The following is a 24332-nucleotide window of genomic DNA, read 5'->3' on the forward strand; positions in this document are numbered from 1 at the left end:
ACTTGTTGTACCCCGGATTTCAAATCCGGTTCTCAATGGTCGGGATTATAAATCCCGACCAACGTGGTCTTGTTGGTCCCGATTTGCAATCGGGACCCTATTATACTCCGGATTTTAAATCCGGCATATAAACATTACAAATCCCGACCAGCCAATTGTAAATCCGCTTCAGTAAATTCCACTTTCTCTTCCTCTCCATTTACACTAAACTGCTGGAAAGCGATCCGTTTTTCTACCGGATAAATCTCGAAGCCTAAAATGGCATTGATGATAGATGCATTGCGATAAGCACCCATACCCAGATCAGGCGTTACAAATCCGTGCGTGTGCAGTTCGGCGTTTTGAACAAAGATTTCGTTTCCATTTACATCAATGGCATAATTGCGGTGCACCTGAAAAAGTCCATCGGCATTGCGTGCAATCCGGTCGTTAATGGCCGATAAAAATCCCGGCTCATTATATTTATAACCCGTTGCCAATACCACAGCATCTGTATCAACCGTAAAATCTTTTTCGCTTTCAGTGTGATAAAAATCGAGCTGGTAGTTGCCATCATTATTTATATTCAGGTTGTTTAACTGGCAGTTCGGCATTAGTTCGGCATTGATTTTTTCACCATCAACGCTTAATTCGTAAAGTTTATCGAAAATCTGATTGATCAGTTCAAAATTGATTCCTTTGAATAATGAATTCTGTTTGCTTAAAAGTTGTTTCCGTTTGGCATCGCTTAAATTGTAGAAATGATCTACATATTCTGGCGAAGTAAGTTCTAAAGTCAACTTCGAATATTCCATTGGGAAAAAACGATCCGGACGGGTAAACCATTTCAATTTTAAACCATTCTCCGTTTCAGGCAACAGATCGTAGAAAATTTCTGCGGCACTTTGTCCCGAACCGATAACAGTTACCGTTTTTTGTTCCAGTAAAGTCTGTTTAAACTTTAAATATTCTGACGAGTGTATGGCATATTGATGAACGGTTGGATCAATAAAAGCAGGCACTTTAGGCGCAGTTCCTGTTCCGAGCACAATTTTTTTAGCATAAATGGTTTCGGTCGCTCCGGTGGTCTGATCTGTTTTGTCGATCTGATAAATACCATCTGCATAGTTTATATTATTTACTTTTTGTCCGAAATGGCAGTTTTTTAAATGGCTGATGGCCCATTTACAATAAGCGTTATATTCTTTACGCAGCACGAAAAAATCTTCCCTGATGTAAAATTTATAAAGACGATCGGTTTGTTTCAGGTAGTTTAAAAAGCTGTACGAACTGGTTGGGTCGGCCATGGTAACCAGGTCGGCCATAAAAGGCACCTGTAAAGTCGCATCGCTCAACATCATGCCCGGGTGCCAGTTAAATTCGCTCGCCTGATCTAAAAATAGCGTCGATAAACTCTCTATAGGGGCACATAAAGCGGCCAGACCTAAATTAAATGGACCGATTCCAATCCCAACAATATCATATATTTTCTGTTCCTGCATTATATTTCCTCCGTTTCAAATTGTGCTGTTTTCATCATGGCGTAAGCCTTGGCTTCAGGAAATTTATCCCAATACCAATCGCGGTAACAAAAAGTCAGGTTGGCCATTTTATAAGGCATCTGGATTACTTTCTCCAATTTGAAACCCAATCTGGTTACAAAAATGTGCATCGCACGGCTTTCAACTGCGGCCTCACCGATACATTTGCCTACTTCCGGCTGTTCGAAAATGAAATCCATTAAGGCTTGTCCGGTTTCGAAACTAAATTTCTTGTCTTTATCAGTAGGGGCTATCAATAAATGTGCGCCATAATCGGTCATAAGGGCTTCATAACAGGCACCTACACCATCGCGCATTGGCCAGTAAGGCTCTATCGTAAAGGTAGGTTCACCATTAATTTCGCCGATAAAACTGTGCGAGGCATCGTTAGGCAACAGCGTTCTGTAAAATAATTCCAGACCTTTAATCGGGCCATCCATTTTCCAGATCGGTTTGGCATGTTCCTGGTTAAACCAATCATGCACCATTTCCAGATCGCGGTCGATGTTGAACGGACGGATGTTGATCGTTATATTTTCTTTCGGAAAAAACCTGCTGTATAAAACCTCATTGCTTTTTGGTTTGATCAGGTTTTTAGAAAAGAAATATTTAGACAGCGGGTTTGGAAATTCACGGTAAATAGCCGGATTATCGATAGGAGCACTGGCTTCGTCGATGTTGCAAAGATTGGTTAATAAATTACCCTTTACTTCCCAGCTGCGGCGGTTAATGATATAATCGACCAGACCGGTGGTATCGCTGTTCTCAAATTGTTTAAACTCCAGGTAAACCAGATCGATCAAAGTTTTTTCATCAGCCAAACCATTACTGGCAAGAGCATTTACTACACCTAAAATGTTGTTGATGAGCAGATAATAGGTTAATTTAGGAATAATATATTCGTTCGGAACAATCGATCCGCTTTCTGCGGCAATTCCCGGATAAACGGCTTCTAAGGCTTCGGCTTTAGCGTCGCTGAAGAAATAACCCTGGTTATCCCTGAAATAAAATTTGGCAGGATAAAAATCCTTATCCAGTTCTAGCATCACATTTTGCTGGTGAAACTCGAAAGCCATCCCAAAATTGTTGTAAAGGCCAACAATTGGAGCCACACAAAGGTGAAGGTATTGTTTAAACCAGTTTACAGCCGTATGGGCAACTGTTTTGTTTTTATTGATTGAAGCCTCTTCAATAATGTGAACAATCCTCGGTTTTTGTCCGGGTAAACCATCCTGACAAAGCGCCGCCAATAGGCTTACATTTTTGCCGGCATCTTCTCCCTTAAAAGGATTATGCCTAATGCTGATGTTAAAACCATCAATGGTTTCGCCCTGATAGTTTACGGTGATAAATGCAGGATCGGTAATAAATTCAATCTCCGGAAATTCGGCTTTAGCTGCTTTGCCGTATTCTGTTTTTAATAATTTACTTACATCATAACCACGGTGAAGTTCCCTTACCAGGTTAACCCGCTGTGAGTTGGTGATTTTTACATGTAAGGAAAACTTCAGCATCCAATCGCTCGCTGCATTGTAAACGGTTCTTACCGAAGAAGTTGGTGTGTACAGTTCTCCAAAACAGCCCAGGTAGAACAATAATTTTTCATCTTCCATGGCCTGCACCGTTGGCAATGTTAGCAGATAATCTGCCTCCCAGGGATGCATCGGTACTATTTTATGGTTGGGATGCTGATCCAATAAAGCAATCAAATCTGCATTTCCACTATCTAACAGTTCAATCCTGAAAAGATCGGTGATATCGAAACCTTCTGCATTTTTCTCGGTAATGTTATCGCCGGCAATTAAAAAATAGGCCAGTTGGAATTTGCCCTGGGTTTCTGGTGAAAATTTGAAAAGTTCGTCCTTGCTGTTAAAACCAGCTCTGCCTTTTGGCAGGGGATGGGCATTGTGACCTAAAAATAAGGATTGCTCGGCCTCAATAAAACTCATTTTAGGAAAATTTACTGGCTTGCCATTTTGTTTAAAATACGATAGAAATGCCTCCATATTTTCAACACTGTTGGTTAAACGTTCGTTAATAATCTTAGTATTGGCGTTAGGAAATTCTTCGGCACTAAACTGAATAGCCAGTTCCATAAAGCGGTAAATGCTGATCGGATTGATTGCATCTGTAGCAATATTGCGTTCTATTACCGGAAAATTAAACACATGGCGACCGCTATCGGCGTAAAATTTTAACGGTGCATATACTTCAAAACCAATGGAGCTGAAATCGAACCTGATATGCAAACGGTCGGTTGTGGTAAACAGGTAATTAGCGAGAGGAGCATCATATTTTGGAATGCCCACATAACGGCTCCAGTTACTAAATTCTCTGCAATAACTGTTTAAAAGGGCATTAAAATTAGTTTCTTCTGAAATCTGCTGAAGCCTGGTTGAGTCTAACATATTCGTTTCCATGTTTTTTAATAATTTTAATAATGTTTTCAATATCGCTCATGGTAGTAAGCGGGTTAAGTAGGGTAAATTTGAGGTAGAATTGCTGGTTAATTTTGGTGCCTGCCACTAAGGCTTTTCCTTCGCTGAACATGGATTTTTTAATGTACTGGTTCATGGCGCAAACATCCAGACGAACATTTTTCGGACGGTAGCGGAAAACCAGCGCACTGATATCTGATTCATTCATCAGTTCAAAATCACTGTCGAAATTTAAGCGGTCGGCAATTTGGGCTGCGGTTTCAATAATGGTATCAAAATAGCCACCCAGTTTATTTCTGCCCATCATCCTGAGCGTAAACCAAAGTTTTAATGCATCAAACCTTCGTGTGGTTTGTATCGATTTATTCACCTGGTTTGGCAAACCATCTTCATCATGGTCTTTAGGATTTAAATAATCGGCGTGGTGGGTAATCAGGTTGAAATATTTTTTATCGTTCACCAAAAAACCACTACTGCTTACCGGCTGGAAGAAAGATTTATGGTAATCAACCGTAACCGAATGGGCCAGCTCGATGCCATTGAGCAAACTGCGGTATTTATCGGTCAATAATAAACCACAGCCATAAGCCGCATCGATATGGAACCAGGTATTGTATTTTTTGCTGATAGAAGCCAGTTCTTTCAATGGATCTACATTTCCGAAATCAGTTGTACCTGCTGTACCCACCACCGCAATGGGAATATTGCCAAACGCAATTTCACGTTTAATGGCATCTTCCAGTAAAACAGTGTTCATCCTGAAACTCCGGTCGGTTTTAATTTTGATCACCGATTTTTCACCCAAACCTAACAGCGAAGCGTTTTTCTGGATGCTGAAATGCGCCTTCTCCGAAACAAAAATCCTGAATCTGGAGGCTTCCTGCGGTAAACCATTTAATTTAATGTTGTGGTTTAGAACGGTAATGGCATAATGATCTCGCGCCAGTAAAAGTCCCATTAAATTACTTTGAGTACCGCCACTGGTAAAAATACCATCTGCTTTTTTGCTGTAACCAATCTGATCGCAGGTCCATTCGATCAGTTTTTGTTCAATCAATGTTCCGCCAGCGCTTTGGTCCCAGGTATCGATCGATGAATTGATCGACGAAATCATCACTTCAGCAGCTACGGCCGGAATTACAATCGGACAGTTTAAATGGGCAATGTAGGCGGGATGGTGGAAAGCAACTGCATGGTTCGTGTAAAGTTCTTCTACTTCTTTAAGCAGCGAATCGTAATTGTCGTGCGTTTTTTCAAATTCAACCGCATCAAACAAGTGCCTTAACTGTACAGGAGTTACCCCGCTAAATGGCTTTTGATTGTTGTGAAGGAATTTTTTTACCGCCTGGGTAACCTTACCTACCGCATGGAGGTATTCTTCTTCGTTATCGTGGTGAAAGATTTCCTTCGTCGGACTTTCCGTGAGGAAATCTATAAGCTCATGTTTTTCGAGGTCTGATGCAAACATTTTTTTATTTTTTCAAAATTTAAGGTTTAAGGCAATAACCACCCAGCTTTAAAAGCCAGCTTTGTATGAATAATTAGTTAGGAGGATGCTTCGAACTTAGTAATCGTTTTTAGCAAAATATTTCGGTTGCTAAGGTATGTGTTTATTTAGATTGATTAAAAATAATATTGTAAATATTTTTAACACATTGTTAATAAGTCTATTGTATTGGTTTTATCAAACGTTTGTTAGGTACATTGTGATAAAAATTAATTCATTTTATTTGGATTTAATCTAAATTAATGATTGCTTTGCGCAAAAAAATAATCATTAATGAAGAATCTATACTTAATTGCAATCTTAATCTGTGGGTTTATCCTTACAGGCAAAGCGCAGACCGTAACTGGTAAAGTGCTTGGAGAAACTGCTCCCTTGGCCGGGGCAAATATTAAAGTGGAAGGAAAGGGCAACTCCGCTACAACTAATGCAGATGGAACTTTCGAACTGAAATTAACCGAAGGTGCTTACGTTTTACAGGTAAGTTATGTAGGTTATACCACTGTATTACAAAAAGTTAATTTAGCTAATAACCAAACGGTCAACTTAACCCTTAGCTTAAGCCCAACCTCAAATATGCAGGAGGTTGTGGTGGTATCATCGCGTAAACCAACCAAAATCAGCGAAATACCGGGTACCGTTTGGGTGGTAGATGGTGCAAAAATCCAGGAGCAGGCGAGGGCAGGTATTCCTTTAAAACAAACTTTGGCGCAATTGATCCCAAGTTTAGATGCCGGACCTGAAGGACGTACCAATTATGGCCAAAACCAACGTGGCAGAGATGCATTGGTGATGATTGATGGGGTATCGTTAAACAGTACCCGTGGAGTTAGCCGTCAGTTCGAATCGATTGATCCGTTTAACATTGAGCGTATCGAGGTTTTATCTGGTGCAAGCGCTGTTTATGGCGGTGGTGCAACAGGTGGGATCATCAATATAATCACTAAAAAAGGGCAGGACAGTCAGCCGAGTTTTACTACACAGGTTGGTGTTCGCAGCGGATTAAAAGAAAAAAGTGATCATGATGTACGTGTAGCTCAAGCCATTTCGGGCGGGAGCAAAGACTGGAACGGACGTATAGGTATGGCTTTCCAGAAAAACAACGCGGCTTATGGCGCAGACGGAAAACAGATTTTTACCGATATTACCCAAACTGATTTACAGTATAACCAATCGTTCGATTTCTTCGGAAGTACCGAATTTAGACTAACCGATCATCAAAAAATAACGGTAAACGGCCAGTATTATAATTCGGGTTACCGCGGAGATAAAGACTTGTTTTTAGGCACAAACTACGCTGGTTTGTTATCAAATCCGGCAGTTTTGGAAATGAGAAATGGTTATTCATCAGATGTTGATCCAAAAACAAGCAGGGCAAATATCAATGCCAACTATCAGGCAAGCGAAATTTTAGGCGGACAAACGCTTTATATCCAGGCAGCTGCCAGAAATGAGCAGTTTAGCTTCCACCCATTCCCAGGGCAGGCGGCTATACCAGGTGTACTTTACAGCGGTTCATCCATCCAGAATACCAATTATAGCGCCTTAAAACTGGTATTGAATAAAGATTGGAACAGGGTAAACCTTACCTACGGTATAGATGCCGACAACGAAAACTTTAATGCACAACAAGCCTTGTTTGATAGGGTAAAGGCTGCTACATCAGGCGGACTTACCAATGCCACCGTGGCAACCATTGCACGTTATCCTAATTTCAGGGTGAACGGTTTATCTGGCTTTTTACAGGCACAGGTTAAAGTAACTGACTTTTTAAGTTTATCAGGAGGTGTGCGTCAGCAACGTATGTTTGTTAAAGTAGGCGATTTTGTAGGTACTACAGCTTCAGTGCCTTTGGCTTATGGTGTAGGCAGAACAGCTACACCAATTGCAGGTGGTAAAAACCATTACGATGTAAACCTGCTAAATGGTGGTTTAGTGGTAAAAATCAACGCGCCACAACAGGTTTGGGTTAACTTTTCGCAAGGCTTTAACTTAGCCGATCCTGCAAAATATTATGGACAGGGAAGTTACACTTTGGTAGGTACCAACTTTAATTTGGGTAACTCTATCAATGTGGCCAGTTCTCCTTTAACGGGTATTAAAACAGAACAATATGAAGCCGGTTACCGTTACCGTACAGGTGTATTTAATGCACAGGTAGCTGGTTTTTATGCTTTATCTGATAAAAATGTGAAAACCAACAGCACTTTCAATATTGAAGTTTTTGACGAAAAAGTAAGAAATATCGGTGTTGAAGGTTCATTATCGCTAAACCTGAAAAATGGTTTCGAGGCAGGAGCAAATGGTTTGTATATTAAAACACAGAAACAGAATACCGATGGAACCTGGTCTTTACAGGATGTTACCGTGGCTAGTCCATCTAAACTGGCTGGTTATTTAGGCTATAATGGAAAAGTATTCGGCTTAAAAGCACAGATTTTCCATTCATTTGATTCGAAAGGTATTTCTGTTGTTCAAAATAAGCCGGTAGAATATGAGTTAAAAGGATACACCACTGTTGATTTATTGGGATCGGTTAAAATATTTACCGGAAGCTTATCAATTGGTGTACAAAATCTGTTGAATAAAGAGTATCAAACCATTTGGAGCCAACGTTCGGTATTGTTATACCAAGCTTTGGCAAAACCAGAAACATTTTATTATGCAGGACGCGGCCGTACATATAATTTAACATATACGCTTAATTACTAGATAGACTCCTTGGTTGGTGTCTCACCAACCAATCCAGATTTTATTTCAAGTGATCTGTGGGGACACAGACCACGGCATTTATTTTTATAGGTCGTCATTTCGAGCGAAGTGCAACGAAGTCGAGAACCCGAAGGCTCTGCGAAGCAAAATCTATCTAGGTAGATCTCTCCATTCCACTGCGTTTCAGTCGAGATGACGACCTTTTTGTTGGAAAGAATAGTAGGCAATGACGATTTTTACTTCCTTTTCAGCTCAATTACCGTAATCTCCGGCCAGATCCCGATCCGGCCTGAAAAACCGAGGAAACCAAAACCGCGGTTCACATTTAAATAGCGGCCATTTTCGGTTTTAATGCCTGCCCAGTGTTTATAACGGTATTTTACCGGGCTCCATTTAATCCCAAAAGCTTCGATTCCGAATTGCATACCGTGCGTATGGCCTGCTAAGGAAAGCTGGATTTTAGAAGGATAGTTTTTTACCTGTGCATCCCAATGCGATGGGTCGTGAGATAAAAGAATTTTAAAATCATTCACATTTGTATTTTGAAGCGCTTTATTCAAGTCGCCGCGTTCCCCGAAACCGATTCCCCAGTTTTCTATTCCCGCAAGGATAATTTTCTCACCGTTTTTATGCAGCTCTACATGTTCATCCAGTAAAAGTTTAAAGCCCAGTTCTTTGTGGTAAGCTTTCAGTTGGTTTAAATTCTGGATTTTTTCTGCTTCACTTGGCCATTTGATATAATCGCCGTAATCGTGGTTGCCTAAAACAGAAAACTGTCCGAATGGAGCTTTAATCTGCGAGAAATGACCGATATAAGGCACAATTTCTGAAGAAGCATTATTCACCAAATCTCCGGTGAAAACAAAGAGGTCGCTTTTTTGAGCGTTAATCATGTCGATTCCTTTTTGTACTGCTTTAGGGTTGGTAAAACTACCTGAGTGTACATCCGAAATTTGTGTGAGTGTAAAACCGTCAAAGGCCGCGGGTAGATCATCGAAATACAGGGTATGTTTAATTACGCGATAGGCATATTTACCCTGGGTAATGCCATAGGCAAATAAAGCGATGGTTAAACAGAACATGATAAAGGCAAAATCGACCCAATAGCTGCTGCGGCCGGCAATATGAAAGCCTCCCGGTTCGAAATTAGTGGCTAAGCCTATAAGTAAGCGGTAAATATCGCCAAGAAGCAGAAAAAAGGCGAAAACAATTTCTGAGGCAAAAACAATCAAAAAAGCGTGACTAACAATCTGAAAGAACTTATTTATTCCCTGAATCCGCATTTGTTGAATGGCGAAAAACAAGGCAAAAGTTAAACCGATAATAAATACCCAGAATATTGGGCTAAGCAAACTTGATTGATTAATGGTGCCCAGGCCCGATAATACATAGGCATTTAAGGCAAAATATATAATTGCAACTATCAGGAGCGGCAATAGATTGAGTTTTCTTCTCATTGTTAAAAATCTGTAATCAGTATATGTGGTAAAAATAGAATTTAAACGAATAGAATTACCTACTGTTACGGTTGACAGCTATTTTTACGCTTCTTTGATTAAAGCAATTTCTGTTTTAATGCGTTATATTTATGAATATGATAGTTTGTTGAATTAAAATCAACTTCCTGTTGCATATTTTATAATTTACTTTCTTTTATTAGCTTTGTGCGAATATGCTGTCCAAAAAAACAAAATATGCCATTAAAGCGCTTGTTGCGCTAGGTAAAAATTTAGATAAACCACCAATGCAGATTTCGAAAATTGCAGAGGAGGAGCATATCCCAAAAAAATTCCTGGAACAGATCCTTCTTGATCTGCGCAATGCCGGCTTTTTATACAGTAAAAAAGGAGCAGGCGGTGGCTACAGCTTAAACAAAAAACCTGAAGAGATTTTATTGGTGCACGTAATGCGTGTAACCGATGGCCCTATCGCAATGGTGCCATGTGCAAGTTTAAACTTTTACCATAAATGTGATGAGTGCGTGGATGAGAAAACCTGCGGCATCAGAAGTGCTTTTATTGATGTAAGGGATGCCACACTAAAGGTTTTAACCGAAACCAGCATTGCAGATGTAATTGGTCGCGAGGATAACCTGAAAATCGGGGTTATTAATTTATAATATTTATTTTCAAGGAAACGCTTGCATTCGTTTTCAAACGAGTGCATTAATAGCTATACGATTTTATCGTTTGTAAACGATAAATTATACAACGCTTGTTAGAAACGAGCGTTAGCACTAGATTTCAAAATATTAATCCCAAATTCGTTTATCGAATCTAGGATTTTTTTGTAAATGAAAGTTCAGTTTTTCATAGGGGGTTTCAGTCCCGCTTTCCGTTTTATTCCGATGCTAATTTAGTGCCGATTTATCGGTAAAGAATCGGAATGTTCACTTCAATCGGGTTTATTTAACAGAGGCAGTTGCGTTAGGGATTGTAAGGGTTCAGTACCGATCCTTCATCGGTATCGGAGCGAAGCGCAGCCCTGAAAAGCCCGACCCTTGGGGAACGCCCGAATCAATTGTCAGTTTGCAGTTATCAATTATCAGTTTTCAATTTTCGGTTGGCAGTTTTAACTTTATTATTAAGCCTTTTAACACATATATTTCTCCATTCAGGTACCCTCCGGTAGAAATGACGTTTCTTTAATGTAAATTTTTTCATAATAAATTACGACTATTCCTATATACTTTATATATTTGGCGTATGAACTTCAATTTTATACCTAAACAATTAACCGCTAAGCAAATGATGTGCTGTTGTTGTAAAACGCAGTAACAGGAGCCTACAGATAATTTTATGTATAAAATATTGAATGCTTCTCGGTAACAGGGAGGCATTTTTTGAATAAAGCTAACAACACATATGCAAAGTTTCAGAACAGAACTCGAAAATCCGATCGTCGAGCAGGACATCATCGATTTAGAGAATAAGATTAAAGCTTTTAGAGATGGAACCATCCACGACGAAAAGTTTAGGAGCCTCCGTTTGGCCCGTGGTGTTTACGGACAAAGGCAGCCAGGCGTACAAATGGTGCGCATTAAACTGCCATTTGGTAAGGTAACTTTTAAGCAGTTATTGCGCATTGCCGATATTGCCGATGAATACGGAAGCGGTAACCTGCACTTAACCACGCGTCAGGATATCCAGATCCATTATGTGAGTTTAGATAGAACACCCGAGCTTTGGGCCAAACTGGAGCAGGATGATATTACACTGCGCGAAGCCTGCGGAAATACGGTACGTAATGTAACCGCTTCTCCGAATTCAGGCATCGATGCAGAAGAACCTTTTGATGTTTCGCCTTATGCACAGGCAGTTTTTGCTTACTTTTTGCGTAATCCAATCTGTCAGGAAATGGGCCGCAAGATTAAAATTTCCTTTTCTTCGAGCGATAGGGATACGGCTTTCAGCTATATCCACGATTTAGGTTTTATTCCGAAAATTAACGAAAATGGCGAACGTGGGTTTAAGGTTTTATTTGCCGGTGGTTTAGGTGCACAGCCTTTTCTGGCAAATGCGGTTCATGAATTTTTGCCTGAAGATCAACTAATTCCTTTTACCGAATCTGTGCTCCGTGTGTTCGATCGTTATGGCGAACGCACTAACCGTAACAAAGCACGTTTAAAATACCTGGTTCAGAAATTAGGATTGGAAGAAGTGTTGCGTTTGGTTGCCGAAGAGCGTATTGCCAATAAGGTGAAAACTTTTAAAATAGATCTTAATACTGTTCCTCAACCAACTTTGCCTTTAGAACAGGAATATCCGGCAGTAGAAATATTGAATGAGGCACATTATAAACACTGGTTAGCTACCAACGTAATTGAACAAAAGCAGGCCGGATTTTATGGCGTGTATATAAAAGTTCAGGTTGGCGATATCAAAACCGATAAGGCAAGGGCTTTTGTTGATGCCATCAGGTTATATGTTGCTGATGAAATCAGGATAACCCAAAACCAGGGATTATTATTAAAATTTGTGCGTAAGGAAGCATTACCTTCTTTGTACGCTGCTTTAAATAAAATTGGTTTTACCACAGCCGGCTTTGATAGCTTGGCTGATATTACCACTTGCCCGGGTACGGATACCTGTAATTTGGGTATTTCGAACTCCATGACACTTGCAGAGGTTTTAGAGGAAGTAATTTATACCGATTTCCCTGAATTTATCTACGAGAAAAACATTAAGATCAAAATCAGTGGTTGCATGAACTCTTGCGGTCAGCATGGTTTGGCCGAAATTGGTTTCCACGGAAGTTCGGTAAAAGCTGAAGGAAAAGTGGTTCCTGCAGTACAGGTAATGCTTGGTGGTGGTACAGTGGGGAATGGAGTTGGTAGAGTGGCCGAACGCGTAATCAAAGTGCCTTCAAAAAGGGCAACAAGTGTTTTACATTTCATTTTAAATGATTTTAAAGCCAATAACCAGGAAGATGAAAACTTCCACCAATATTATGACAGAAAAGGTAAAGACTATTTTTATCAGCTGTTAAAACCACTAGCCGATTTAACCAACCTGCAAACAGAAGAGTTTGTAGACTGGGGCCACGTTGAAGAATTTGTAACTGCGATTGGTGTGGGTGAATGTGCCGGTGTAGTGATCGATTTAGTAGCTACTTTATTATTAGAAGCCGACGAAAAATTTGGCTGGGCAAAACAAAATCTGGACAAAGCCGCTTTTGCCGATGCCATTTACCATACTTACAGCACTTTTGTAAGCGCAGCAAAATCTTTATTGTTGGATAAAGGCGTAAACAGCAGTACACAGGTTGGCGTGATCCGCGAATTTGATAACCACTACGTAGAAACAGGAGAATTTAATTTACCGACCAATTTCTCGGACCTGGTTTTACAGATTAACAAAAACGAACCGACTGAGGAGTTTGCAAAGAAATATTTTGAGGAAGCCAGTCAATTTTTAAATCAGATTAAGGAGAAAAGAGCGGTATTAGCGAAATGAGATTTAAGACAATAGATATGAGATTTGAGAACTGCAGACGCTAAACGCCATGCGCCAAACAACTCTTCATCTAATCATTCAAAATTTAAAACACAAGATGAGCGATCAGAAATTAAATATAGAATCAAGAATTACTCTTTTAGGCGCAGGTCCCGGCGATCCGGATTTACTGACTTTAAAAGGCGTAAAAGCATTGCAAACTGCTGATGTGGTATTGTATGATGCCTTAACCAACGAAGCTTTATTGGAGCATGCCCCGGCAGAAGCCATTAAAGTTTATGTAGGAAAACGTTCGGGTGAGCATTCTTATCCGCAGGATACCATCAATAAATTAATGATCGATTACGCTTTAAATTACGGACATGTGGTGCGGTTAAAAGGTGGCGATCCTTTTGTTTTTGGCAGAGGTTACGAAGAGCTTGATTATGCCGCATCATACAGCATTCCGGTAAGTGTAATTCCGGGTATTTCGAGTTCGATCGGTGTACCGGGTTTACAGCAGATTCCGGTTACGCACCGTGGCATGAGCGAAAGCTTTTGGGTAATCACCGGGACTACTACTTCTGGAGAGGTTTCAGCCGATATTTACCAGGCAGCGCAATCTAACGCTACTGTAGTGGTGCTGATGGGATTAAAAAAACTGCCTAAAATTGTAGAGATTTTTAAAGCTGCAGGCAAACACAATTTGCCAACAGCCGTAGTGCAGAACGGATCGGCAGAGGATGAACGATTAGTTGTAGGCGTAGTAGAAACCATCGAAAGTTTAGTGCAACAGGAAAATATTAAGGCCCCGGCTTTATTAATTTTTGGAGAAGTTGTATCATTACATCCGTCATTTAAGAACTTAATTAAACAATATGCAAGTATTGCCTAACCAACCTGATAATGTAGAATCTTTTTCGGAGGAAGAAAAAGGCAACCAGCTTTTTCCAGTTTTTGTAAAGCTGAATACGCTGCGTACATTATTAATTGGGGCAGGTAATATCGGGCTCGAGAAATTAACAGCGATTGTAAATAATAGCCACAGTGCTACCATTACCATTGTTGCAGAAATCGTATCGCCTGAGGTTTATGCACTTATTGCAAATTACCCGCTGATAAAGGTAAAGCAGAAAAGTTTTGATATCAACGACCTGGATGATGTCGATATTGTTTTCGCGGCAACCAATAATAATATTTTAAATGAAGAGATCAGAAAGGTAACGCACGAGCGTGGTTTGCTGATCAATGTAGCCGATAAACCCGAACTTTGCGATTTCTATCTGGGATCAATCGTTCAAAAAGGAGATTTAAAAATTGCGATTTCTACAAACGGAAAATCGCCTACCATTGCCAAACGTTTAAAGCAGATTTTGAATGAGGGTTTGCCTGAAGAACTGGACGAAACACTACAGAATATGAGTGCTTTGCGTCAGACTTTAAACGGTGATTTTTCTGCAAAAGTTAAAAAACTTAATAAAGTTACCCAGAGTTTAATCAATCCTAAAAAGAGTTTTGCGGAGCGTAATATTAAATGGTTAATCTGGATGGCTGCAGTTTTACTGCTTGGGGCAATTGGGCTATCCCTTTGGAATACCGAGCCGGAGTTTCAGTCATTCCTGATTAATATAGATCCATTATTCTACTGGTTTTTAGGGGCAGGGTTTTTATTTGCCTTAATTGATGGCGCAATCGGTATGTCGTATGGCGTTACTACGGCATCTTTTTCGCTGGCCATGGGTTTACCACCGGCATCGGCCAGTATGGCGATCCATATTTCGGAAGTAATGAGCAACGGGATTGCCGGCTGGATGCATTACCGCATGGGTAACGTAAACTGGAAGCTTTTTAAGATATTAATTCTTCCGGCCATCATTGGTGCGGTATTAGGTGCCTATATTTTATCTTCATTAGAACATTATAGCAGTTATGTTAAACCGGTTGTTGCGGTTTACACCTTATTTTTAGGTGCTGTTATTTTAATGAAAGCCTTTAACATTAAAAGAAAAAAAGCTGACCAGAAAATCAAGAAAATAGGTTTATTGGGTTTTTTTGGTGGTTTTATCGATGCAGCTTTTGGTGGTGGCTGGGGATCGATCGTTTTATCGAGTTTGATTGCCGGCGGTCGTCACCCTTTGTTTTCGTTGGGAACTGTAAAAATAAGCCGTTTTTTTATTGCTACCCTCAGTTCGCTTACCTTTTTTACCATGCTTGGTGGCAAACACTGGGAAGCAGTTGTAGGGTTAATTATCGGTAGTGCAATTGCATCGCCGATTGCTGCAAAAGTATCGAACAAAATTTCGGCAAAAACCATTATGGTAGCTGTTGGAATTATCGTAATGATTGTAAGCTTGCGCAGTGTAATTATGTTTATTTTAAAATTAATTTAGTGATGGATAACCTTGAGGAGATAAAAGCAGCACTGGCAGGTTTAAGTACAATTGATAAATTAAAGTTTTTGGCAGATCAATATGCCGGTCGCATTATATTTTCGACCAGTTTTGGCTGGGAAGACCAGGCCATTACGCACTTGATTTTTGCCAATAACATTCCGATTAAAGTTTTTACCTTAGAAACTGGTCGCCTGTTCCCCGAAACTTATTACGTTTGGAACCGTACCCTCGAAATTTATAACAAGCCGATCCATGCCTATTATCCGCAAAATGAGCTGTTGCAGGATATGGTGAACACCAAAGGACCGAGCAGCTTTTACGAATCGGTAGAAAACAGGAAGGAGTGCTGTTACATCCGTAAAATCGAACCCTTAAAAAGAGCATTACTAGGGAATGAAATCTGGATAACAGGAATAAGGGCCGATCAGAGTGCCAATCGTGAGGACATGCACGATCTAGAATGGGATGAAGGCAATCAACTGGTTAAATTCCATCCCATATTCGACTGGACTTTAGATGATGTGAAGACCTACATCAAAGAAAATAACATTGTGTACAATACCTTGCACGATAAAGGTTTCCCGAGCATAGGATGCGCCCCATGTACAAGAGCAGTACAACCGGGCGAAGATTTTAGGGCCGGAAGATGGTGGTGGGAAGACCAGAGCAAGAAAGAATGTGGTTTACATGCCGCTTCCTGAGGGAAAATGTAAAATGGAAGATGTGAAATGGATGATGGGGAACTGTGTATTTGAGCGATCGCACGGCAACCTTCCAACCTTAAACTTTCCAACAATTTTTAACAACAACACAATAACAAATATAACTTTGAATATTGATGACATTCAGTCATTCTCTCATTGAGTCATTCAATTATTCAATCATTCAACATTTGATAATGAGTACATATAATTTTGATTATTTAGATGAACTGGAGGCCGAGGCCATTCACATTTTGCGTGAAGTAGCAGGTCAGTTTGAAAAACCGGCCCTGTTATTTTCGGGTGGGAAAGATTCGATTACTTTAGTTCGTTTAGCAGAAAAAGCATTCCGCCCGGGGAAATTTCCTTTTCCTTTGGTACACATAGACACCGGCCATAATTTCGAAGAAACCATTACTTACCGTGACCAAATGGTAGAAAGAATTGGCGAAAAATTAATCATTGGTTCAGTGCAGGAATCGATAGATCAGGGTAAAGTGGTAGAGCAAACCGGTAAAAATGCCAGTAGAAATGCTTTACAAACGGTAACCCTGCTCGATACCATTGCAGAATACGGTTTTGATGCCTGTATTGGCGGTGCCCGCAGGGATGAAGAAAAAGCAAGGGCTAAAGAACGTATTTTTTCTGTTCGTGACGAATTCGGTCAGTGGGATCCAAAACGTCAGCGCCCGGAACTTTGGAACATTTATAACGGTAAGATCCATAAAGGTGAAAATATCCGGGTGTTCCCGATCAGCAACTGGACAGAATTAGATGTCTGGAATTATATCCGCAGGGAGAAAATCGATCTGCCAAGTATTTATTTTTCACACGAACGCGATTGTATTACCAGAAATGGACAATTAATGGCTGCTTCTCCGTTTTTAAATATGGATGATGAGGATATTGTTGAGCGTAAACAGGTGCGTTTCCGTACAGTTGGCGATATGTCGTGCACAGCTGCTGTTGAATCGGATGCATTTTTGATCGACGATATTATTTCGGAAATCAGTGCCTCTAAAATTTCAGAACGTGGTGCCCGTATGGATGATAAAGTTTCTGAAGCCGCAATGGAAGACAGGAAAAAGGGAGGGTATTTTTAAAGGAGACGTTAGATTTTAGATGTGAGATTTTAGAATCTTGCATCTATCTCATATCTATTATCTATTATCTCAAATCTAAAAAAAAAATGAACATATTAAAATTTTTCACAGCAGGCAGCGTAGATGATGGTAAAAGTACCCTGATTGGCCGTTTGTTATACGATACCGATTCTATTTTAGCCGATCAGTTAGAAGCTTTACAGAGTTCTAACCGCAAAAACGACGATGGATCCATAGATCTTGCCATTCTTACCGATGGTTTAAGAGCAGAGCGCGAGCAGGGCATCACCATTGATGTAGCCTATAAATACTTTCAAACAGAAAAACGTAAATTCATTATAGCCGATACCCCGGGGCATATCCAGTACACCAGGAACATGGTTACAGGAGCTTCTACGGCTAATCTGGCCATTATTTTAATCGATGCCCGAAACGGTGTGGTTGAGCAAACCATCCGTCACTCGTATATTGTTTCCTTATTGGGCATTAAACATGTGGTGGTTTGTATCAACAAAATGGATATGGTTGATTACAGCGAAACCGTTTACAGTTCGATTATAGAGAAATACAAAATCCTGGCGCAGCAATTAAAACTGGCTGATATCACTTATATTCCTGTGAGTGCTTTAAAAGGCGATAATGTGGTGCAGGCTTCTGAGCATATGGATTGGTACGAAGGCGAAAGCTTGCTGCATTTCTTAGAGAAAGTAGATACCGATAGCTTAGACAAATCGCAACTGGCACGTATGCCTGTACAATGGGTAGTAAGACCACAAACGGATGAACTGCACGATTACCGCGGTTATGCCGGCCGGGTTTTAAGCGGAACCTTTAACATAAATGATAAGGTTACAGTTCTTCCATCAGGAGCCAGTTCTACCGTAGAAAAAATCGATTTTTTTGATCAAACACTTGATGCTGCACATGCTGGTCAGTCGGTGATTATCCATTTAAAAGATGATGTGGATATTAGCCGTGGTGATAGCATTGTAAATGCCTCTGCTTTACCCCAGGAATCAAAACTGATCGAGGCCGACCTTTGCTGGATGGATACCCGTGCACTCGATACTTCAATTATGTACAACATTCAGCATAACAGCAAGATTACGAAGTGTAAAATCAGCGAAATTTTGCATAAGGTTGACATCAACACACTGGAGAAACATGCTGCCGACGAATTTAAATTAAATGACATTGGCCGCGTAATTGTTAAAACCGCTGATGCTTTGGCCTTTGATTTATACGACGATAACCGTGCAAACGGTTCTGCCATACTAGTTGATCCACGCACCAATTTAACTGTAGGCGCTTTAATGTTCAGGGCGGCAGTGGAGTAAGATGTAAGATGTAAAATGGATGATGTAGGATGGATGATGGAGGAATAAACAATAACCAATTTTCAATGATCAATTAGCCATTGTTTTAAAAGTTAGCCACAAAGATTGTTAACGTGGAAAATCTAGAGTGGTTGGTCATCCTGAGCGGAATCGAAGGATTTTTTGGCCGTGTTAAATCCTTAATGTTGTTAATGTTGGAAGAATTGAGTATGGAAAACGATCAATAAATTCTTGATCCTAAAATCATAAAATCCTGAAAATCCTAATTTAGAACCACAACCAAATATAATAATGAAAGCTTTAGATTGATCTGAAGTGAAAGCAATTTCGATGGGGTGCCAAATGGTTAGCCCCATTTTTCGTTTAAGGTTTTTTGTATCTTTATTATGGAAATGTTCCTAAAAGCTCATCTTCCTGTTATAACTTAATCCTGAAAACATGAAAAGAAATCTTTTATACCTCGTTTTTGCCGCTGTTCCATTTGTTTTTGCCTGTAACTCATCAGAGAAAAAGGCCGATACCGCAAAAAAGGATTCTGTTATGAATCAAAGCTGTTATGCTGCTTTTTTTGAGAAAGATAGTGCCGCTATGATTGTGAAAACCATGTCATCCGGCAAGGTAACGGGATCGCTATTGGTAAAATATGCAGATAAACCGCAGAATAATGGAAAGATAACTGGCAAGTTTAGTGGCGATACATTATTGGTTGATTATCGCTTTAATACCGGAGGCGATACCACTAAAGCTTTTACCAATCCATTAGCTTTTTTAAAGAAAGATGGTAAACTCATTATGGGCGTTGCACAGATTGAAACCACATTGGGCCGGTCGTATTTTGTTAAAGGCAAACCGATTAATTACGAAGCCGGCAAATTTACTTTTGCAGAAGTAAACTGTAAATAAATTTCCGGTTTGTCATCCTGGACGCAGTGAAGGATCTTTAAAATCTTTTTTTCAAAGTATATTCAAGAGAGGTGTCGTCATTGGGAGAAGGCTTTTTCAGCCGACGAAGCAATCTTTATTGCAATAATCGCCAGTAGGAAAGATTGCTTCGTCGTACCTATTCGCAATGACGACTTTCCTTATCATCTGTCAATGGCAGCGGAGTGCAACGCAATCGAGAACCACGTAAGTGCTCAGCGAAGCTAAATCTAGCCTCAAGGTAGATCTCTCTCCCGAATATTCGGGACTGCGTTCCAGTCGAGATGACGACTATTTGAAGACTCTTAATCACGTTCAGAATGACAGCTAAAAATTATTTTAAAATAAATTACGACAATTCCTATAGACTTTATATATTTGTATAATTAAACAAACGTATAACGAGCATAAACTTTCTGTTATGATTTTGAATAAAGTAGAAAAAGCGAACATTGAACCAAAAATTACTTTAATAGGTGCTGGTCCTGGCGATCCGGATTTATTTAGTTTAAAAGGTGTTAAAGCTTTAAAAACAGCTGATGTTGTTTTATATGATGCAAATGTGAACGAAGCTTTATTATGTCATGCGCCAGATGGTATTCCGAAAGTTTATGTGGGCAAACGTTCTGATGATGAATCTTTCTCTCAGGATGCGGTAAACAAGCTGATTATTGATTATGCTTTAAACTATGGCCATGTGGTACGTTTAAAAAGCGGCGATCCGTTTTTCTTTGCAAAAGGATATGAGGAAATAGATGCAGCAGAATCGTACAGCATTCCAACCGAAATTATCCCGGGTATTTCGAGTGCAACCGGCGCACCGAGTTTGCAAAAAATCCCGATGATTTACAAAGACCTAAGCGAAAGTTTCTGGGCAGTAACCGGAACAAATGGCAGGGGCGAAATTTCTGAGGATTTATATATTGCTGCAAAAACCAAAGCGACCATTGTAGTTTTAAACGGAATTGAAAAAGTAAAAGAAATTGCTGCGATTTTTCAGGCAGAAAATAAAAACCTGTTGCCTGTTGCGGTAATCCAGAACGGCTCTACGCCACAGGAAAAAATTGCAATAGGTATTGTAGATACCATTGCCGAAATTGTTGAAGATAAAAAAATTGATGCGCCTGCGTTATTGGTTTTTGGTGATGTGGTTTCACTTCACCCTCAGTTTCAACCGATCCGCGATTTTTACGAAATCATCGCAGAAGAGTACTAGATATTTTTAAACCAAAAATATATTTGTTTTGTTGTTAAAAACCGCTTATGGATTTAAGCGGTTTTTTCGTTTTGATGTTCCGCAGATATAAGATAATTACCGCAGAGCATACTTTCTGGATCTTTCTTAGAACTTACGATGTTGTTAAGCCTGATTGAAACGTAAAGCCCACAGCGCAGCGAGGACTTGCAGTGGAAAGCAGGACTACCTTCCGCCACGGAGAAATCTACCACTCACTTTCTAATAAAAAAGCTAAGTAATTGGTATGAATCAGATTTCTCTGCTTTGCGCCGGTAAGGACGACTATTTTTCCTTTAAAATAACAACTAATAATATAATTTACATTATTTGCAAAGCTCAAAACAATTAGTAACTTACTTGGGTTATCTACACCAAATAGTTGATGGAAATTATACATATAAGCGCCGAGTGTTACCCTGTTGCAAAAGTTGGCGGATTAGCCGATGTGGTAGGGGCCTTACCAAAATACCAGAATAAACTGGGCCATATAGCCAAAGTGGTTGTGCCGGCTTACGATACAAAATTTATCCGCGAAAGTGAATTTGAAGTTACTTACGATGCCTGGGCAAACTATGGCAACCACCATTTTCAATACCGCATTTTAAAAGAAAAAACCAATAAACTTGGGTTCGATTTATACGTGATCCATATTCAGGGATTAACCGATCGCCCGAATGTTTATGGCTATGGTGATGATACCGAACGTTTTATTGCCTTTCAGATTGCTACACTCGATTGGATTGTGCAATGGGAACACCGTCCGGATATAATTCACTGTCACGATCACCATACGGGTTTAATTCCGTTTATGGTTTCTAATTCTGTAAAATACAAGCCCATTAGTGGCGTTCCAACGGTTTTAACCATCCATAATGCGCAATATCAGGGACAGTTTGGATGGGATAAATTATACTACCTGCCAGCTTTCGATTTATGGAAAGGTGGTTTATTGGGTTGGGAAGATGCAATTAACCCATTGGCTTCGGCCATTAAATGTGCCTGGGGGGTAACTACCGTTTCGCCAACTTACCTGGAAGAAATGATGGGTAATGCCCGCGGACTGGAAAGTTTATTGAGGCAGGAGCGCTGGAAATCAGTCGGAATTTTAAATGGGATCGACAGCGAAGTATGGAATCCTGAAACTGACCCGATGCTGGGTAAAAATTACAATCTAAAAACAGTAGAAGCTGGAAAACTGGCAAACAAAACAGCCCTCTGCAATGTTTTTCAATTAGATCCGTCTAAACCGCTATTTACTTTTATAGGCAGACTGGTCGATGAAAAGGGAGCTGACATTCTACCAGATATTTTTTACACCGCGCTGCAGCAACATGGCGATAACATTAATATTCTGGTTTTAGGCTCGGGAGAGAATTGGGTTGAAGGACGATTAAACCAGTTAAAGGATCTTTTTGGTGGCAGATACAATGTTTACATCGGTTACAATGAACAGGTATCGCACGAGATGTATGCCGGGGCAGATTTCCTGCTCATGCCATCGAGGGTTGAGCCATGCGGACTAAACCAGCTTTACGCTTTGCGTTACGGAACCGTGCCAATTGTACGCAGGGTTGGAGGATTAAGAGATACAGTAATTGATATAGGCGACAATGGTTTCGGCATCTGCCACGATCAAACGAGTATATGGGATGTAACGCATTCAATAAACCGCGCCGTTGGATTTTACAATGATAAAAAAGCTTTTAAAGCTGTTAGAAAAACAATGATGAAAATCGATCATTCTTGGGATAGGGCAGCATTAAATTATATAGAATTATACCAAAAATTAAAATAAGCTTAAGCATGACTGACAAAGTTTTAGGCGTTATCCTTGGCGGTGGCCAGGGCTCTAGATTATCGCCACTAACACAAACACGTTCAAAACCGGCAGTTCCGATTGCAGGTAAATACCGTTTGGTAGACATTCCAATTTCGAACTGTCTTAATTCGGGTATCCACCGTATGTTTGTGTTAACACAGTTTAATTCGGCATCCCTAAACAAGCACATTAAAAACACGTATCACTTTAGCCATTTTAGTACGGCTTTTGTTGATATTTTGGCGGCTGAACAAACTGTACAAAACTCAGGTTGGTTTCAAGGTACAGCAGATGCAGTCCGTCAGTGTATGCATCACATTGTTTCGCATGAGTTCGATTACATTTTAATCTTATCAGGAGATCAGTTGTACCAGATGGATTTTAAAGATATGATCGAAAAACATATCGAAGCGAATGCGGAAATTACCATTGCAACCATTCCGGTTACAGCAAAAGATGCTACTGATTTTGGTATATTAAAGGCTGATGATGAAAACATGATCACTTCTTTTATCGAAAAACCAAAAACGGGTTTGGAAGACTGGGTTTCGGATACAGGCGAAGAGATGCAGGGCGAAGGCCGTAATTTCCTGGCCTCGATGGGTATTTATGTTTTTAACCGCGAATACCTGATCAATATCTTAAATGAAAACGAAGAGGAAAAAGATTTTGGTAAAGAAATTTTGCCAAGGGCAATTACTCAGAGCAGGGTTTTAAGCTATCAGTACGAAGGTTATTGGACTGATATCGGTAATATCTCATCTTTCTTTGAAGCCAATTTAGGCTTAACGGACGAAATTCCTAAGTTTAATATGTTCGATAGCAACCACGCCATCTTTACCAGGGCGAGGATGTTGCCGCCTTCGAAAATTTCGGGTACTACTTTAGACAAAACCATTATTGCCGAGGGTTGTATTATTCAGGCCAGCAAGGTAGAACATGCTGTTTTGGGTATCCGTTCGAGGATTGGAAAAGATACGGTAATTACCAATGCCTATATTATGGGCAGCGACAGGTACCAGACGCTGGAAGAGATACAGGAAGAGAATAATAAAGGAAATTCTTTAATCGGTATTGGTGATCGTTGTTTTATTAATAACGCCATCATCGATAAAAACTGCCGCATTGGTAACGATGTAAAAATTAACGGCGGCGACCATTTAGAAGATGGAGATTTTGAACTTTATGCCGTTAAAGATGGTATTGTGGTAATTAAAAAGGGCGCTGTTGTACCAAGTGGAACAGTAATTTAAGATAATCATTATCATTAACTGAGCCAGTCGCGATTTTTTCGTGACTGGGTTTTTTTCACTATCGGATTATCATTCTGAACGAAGTGAAGAATCTTTAAAAGCAAAATGTCTAGATAATACTGTGAGGTCAATTGTGTGGTTCTAGGCTTGCAGATTCTTCGTTGCACTCAGAATGACAGCCTTAGATAAAACCTGCGAGGTCTTTTCGTTCAGTCTTTTTTTGTCATTCTGAACGAAGTGAAGAATCTTTAAAAGCAAAATATCTAAATACTATTTTGAGGTCAATTCTGTGGGTCTTGGCTTGCAGATTCTTCGTTGTACTCAGAATGACAGCTTTAGTTAAAACCTGCGAGGTCTTTTCGTTCAGTCTTTTTTTGTCATTCTGAACGAAGTGAAGAATCTTTAAAAGCAAAATGCCTAAATAATATTGTGAGGTCAATTGTGTGGTTCTTGGCTTGCA

Annotated in this window: 16 protein-coding genes; 12 read left to right on the forward strand and 4 right to left on the reverse strand. The window is 39.9% G+C overall.

From position 1 onward, the window contains the following. Window positions 1-134: 134 nt before the first annotated feature. From ABD769_RS04340 to ABD769_RS04350, 3 genes are read right to left on the reverse strand one after another with little or no spacing between them, the layout of a single operon-like run. Entirely contained in the window at window positions 135-1481 is a 1347-nt protein-coding gene (locus ABD769_RS04340; RefSeq protein WP_344849745.1) for a lysine N(6)-hydroxylase/L-ornithine N(5)-oxygenase family protein, read from the reverse strand. Next, complete coding sequence (locus ABD769_RS04345) at window positions 1481-3940, reverse strand: GNAT family N-acetyltransferase (RefSeq protein ID WP_344849746.1); 2460 nt, start codon at window positions 3938-3940, stop codon at window positions 1481-1483. The genes ABD769_RS04340 and ABD769_RS04345 overlap by 1 nt, the downstream gene beginning before the upstream one ends. Next, window positions 3885-5426: a pyridoxal phosphate-dependent decarboxylase family protein gene (locus ABD769_RS04350; RefSeq protein WP_344849747.1), complete on the reverse strand. Its 1542-nt coding sequence runs from the start codon at window positions 5424-5426 to the stop codon at window positions 3885-3887. Before ABD769_RS04350 ends, ABD769_RS04345 begins: the two co-directional genes overlap by 56 nt. 312 nt (window positions 5427-5738) lie before the next feature. Between ABD769_RS04350 and ABD769_RS04355 the strand changes: the two genes are divergently transcribed. Beyond that, window positions 5739-8174 carry a TonB-dependent receptor gene (locus ABD769_RS04355; protein ID WP_344849748.1) on the forward strand — a complete coding sequence of 812 codons (2436 nt, stop codon included), beginning with the start codon at window positions 5739-5741 and terminating at the stop codon, window positions 8172-8174. 236 nt (window positions 8175-8410) lie between these two features. On the opposite strand, the gene ABD769_RS04360 is transcribed toward ABD769_RS04355, so the two are convergent. Then, window positions 8411-9631, reverse strand: coding sequence for a metallophosphoesterase (locus ABD769_RS04360; RefSeq protein WP_344849749.1), 1221 nt, complete (start codon window positions 9629-9631; stop codon window positions 8411-8413). 215 nt (window positions 9632-9846) lie between these two features. Between ABD769_RS04360 and ABD769_RS04365 the strand changes: the two genes are divergently transcribed. The 11 genes from ABD769_RS04365 to ABD769_RS04415 all read left to right on the forward strand — a co-directional run bounded on the left by ABD769_RS04365 (window position 9847) and on the right by ABD769_RS04415 (window position 23872). Continuing rightward, complete coding sequence (locus tag ABD769_RS04365) at window positions 9847-10293, forward strand: RrF2 family transcriptional regulator (protein WP_086545362.1); 447 nt, start codon at window positions 9847-9849, stop codon at window positions 10291-10293. A 745-nt stretch (window positions 10294-11038) separates the two neighbouring features. Continuing rightward, window positions 11039-13129, forward strand: coding sequence for a nitrite reductase (locus ABD769_RS04370; RefSeq protein ID WP_344849751.1), 2091 nt, complete (start codon window positions 11039-11041; stop codon window positions 13127-13129). 97 nt (window positions 13130-13226) lie between these two features. Next, window positions 13227-14003 carry a uroporphyrinogen-III C-methyltransferase gene (gene cobA, locus ABD769_RS04375; RefSeq protein WP_344849753.1) on the forward strand — a complete coding sequence of 259 codons (777 nt, stop codon included), beginning with the start codon at window positions 13227-13229 and terminating at the stop codon, window positions 14001-14003. Beyond that, window positions 13987-15498, forward strand: coding sequence for a TSUP family transporter (locus ABD769_RS04380; RefSeq protein WP_344849755.1), 1512 nt, complete (start codon window positions 13987-13989; stop codon window positions 15496-15498). The genes cobA (ABD769_RS04375) and ABD769_RS04380 overlap by 17 nt, the downstream gene beginning before the upstream one ends. A gap of 2 nt (window positions 15499-15500) precedes the next feature. Further along, window positions 15501-16202: a phosphoadenylyl-sulfate reductase gene (locus tag ABD769_RS04385; protein ID WP_344849757.1), complete on the forward strand. Its 702-nt coding sequence runs from the start codon at window positions 15501-15503 to the stop codon at window positions 16200-16202. 197 nt (window positions 16203-16399) lie between these two features. Beyond that, on the forward strand, window positions 16400-17305 hold the full coding sequence (gene cysD / locus ABD769_RS04390; RefSeq protein ID WP_344849759.1) for a sulfate adenylyltransferase subunit CysD: 906 nt from the start codon (window positions 16400-16402) through the stop codon (window positions 17303-17305). Window positions 17306-17391: 86 nt separating this feature from the next. Continuing rightward, window positions 17392-18642, forward strand: a complete 1251-nt coding sequence (locus ABD769_RS04395; protein WP_344849761.1) for a sulfate adenylyltransferase subunit 1 — start codon at window positions 17392-17394, stop codon at window positions 18640-18642. A gap of 438 nt (window positions 18643-19080) precedes the next feature. Beyond that, window positions 19081-19545 (forward strand): hypothetical protein, encoded by a 465-nt coding sequence (locus tag ABD769_RS04400; protein ID WP_344849763.1) that lies wholly within the window; start codon window positions 19081-19083, stop codon window positions 19543-19545. A 439-nt stretch (window positions 19546-19984) separates the two neighbouring features. Next, window positions 19985-20779, forward strand: coding sequence for a uroporphyrinogen-III C-methyltransferase (gene cobA / locus ABD769_RS04405; RefSeq protein ID WP_344849764.1), 795 nt, complete (start codon window positions 19985-19987; stop codon window positions 20777-20779). A 403-nt stretch (window positions 20780-21182) separates the two neighbouring features. Further along, the gene (locus ABD769_RS04410) at window positions 21183-22595 is read left to right on the forward strand and encodes a glycogen synthase (protein WP_344849765.1); all 1413 of its coding nucleotides are present in this window, start codon (window positions 21183-21185) and stop codon (window positions 22593-22595) included. Window positions 22596-22603: 8 nt separating this feature from the next. After that, entirely contained in the window at window positions 22604-23872 is a 1269-nt protein-coding gene (locus ABD769_RS04415) for a glucose-1-phosphate adenylyltransferase (RefSeq protein WP_344849767.1), read from the forward strand. Window positions 23873-24332: the final 460 nt, after the last annotated feature.

The organism is Pedobacter jeongneungensis (assembly GCF_039538295.1).
Taxonomy (GTDB): Bacteria; Bacteroidota; Bacteroidia; order Sphingobacteriales; family Sphingobacteriaceae; genus Pedobacter; species Pedobacter jeongneungensis.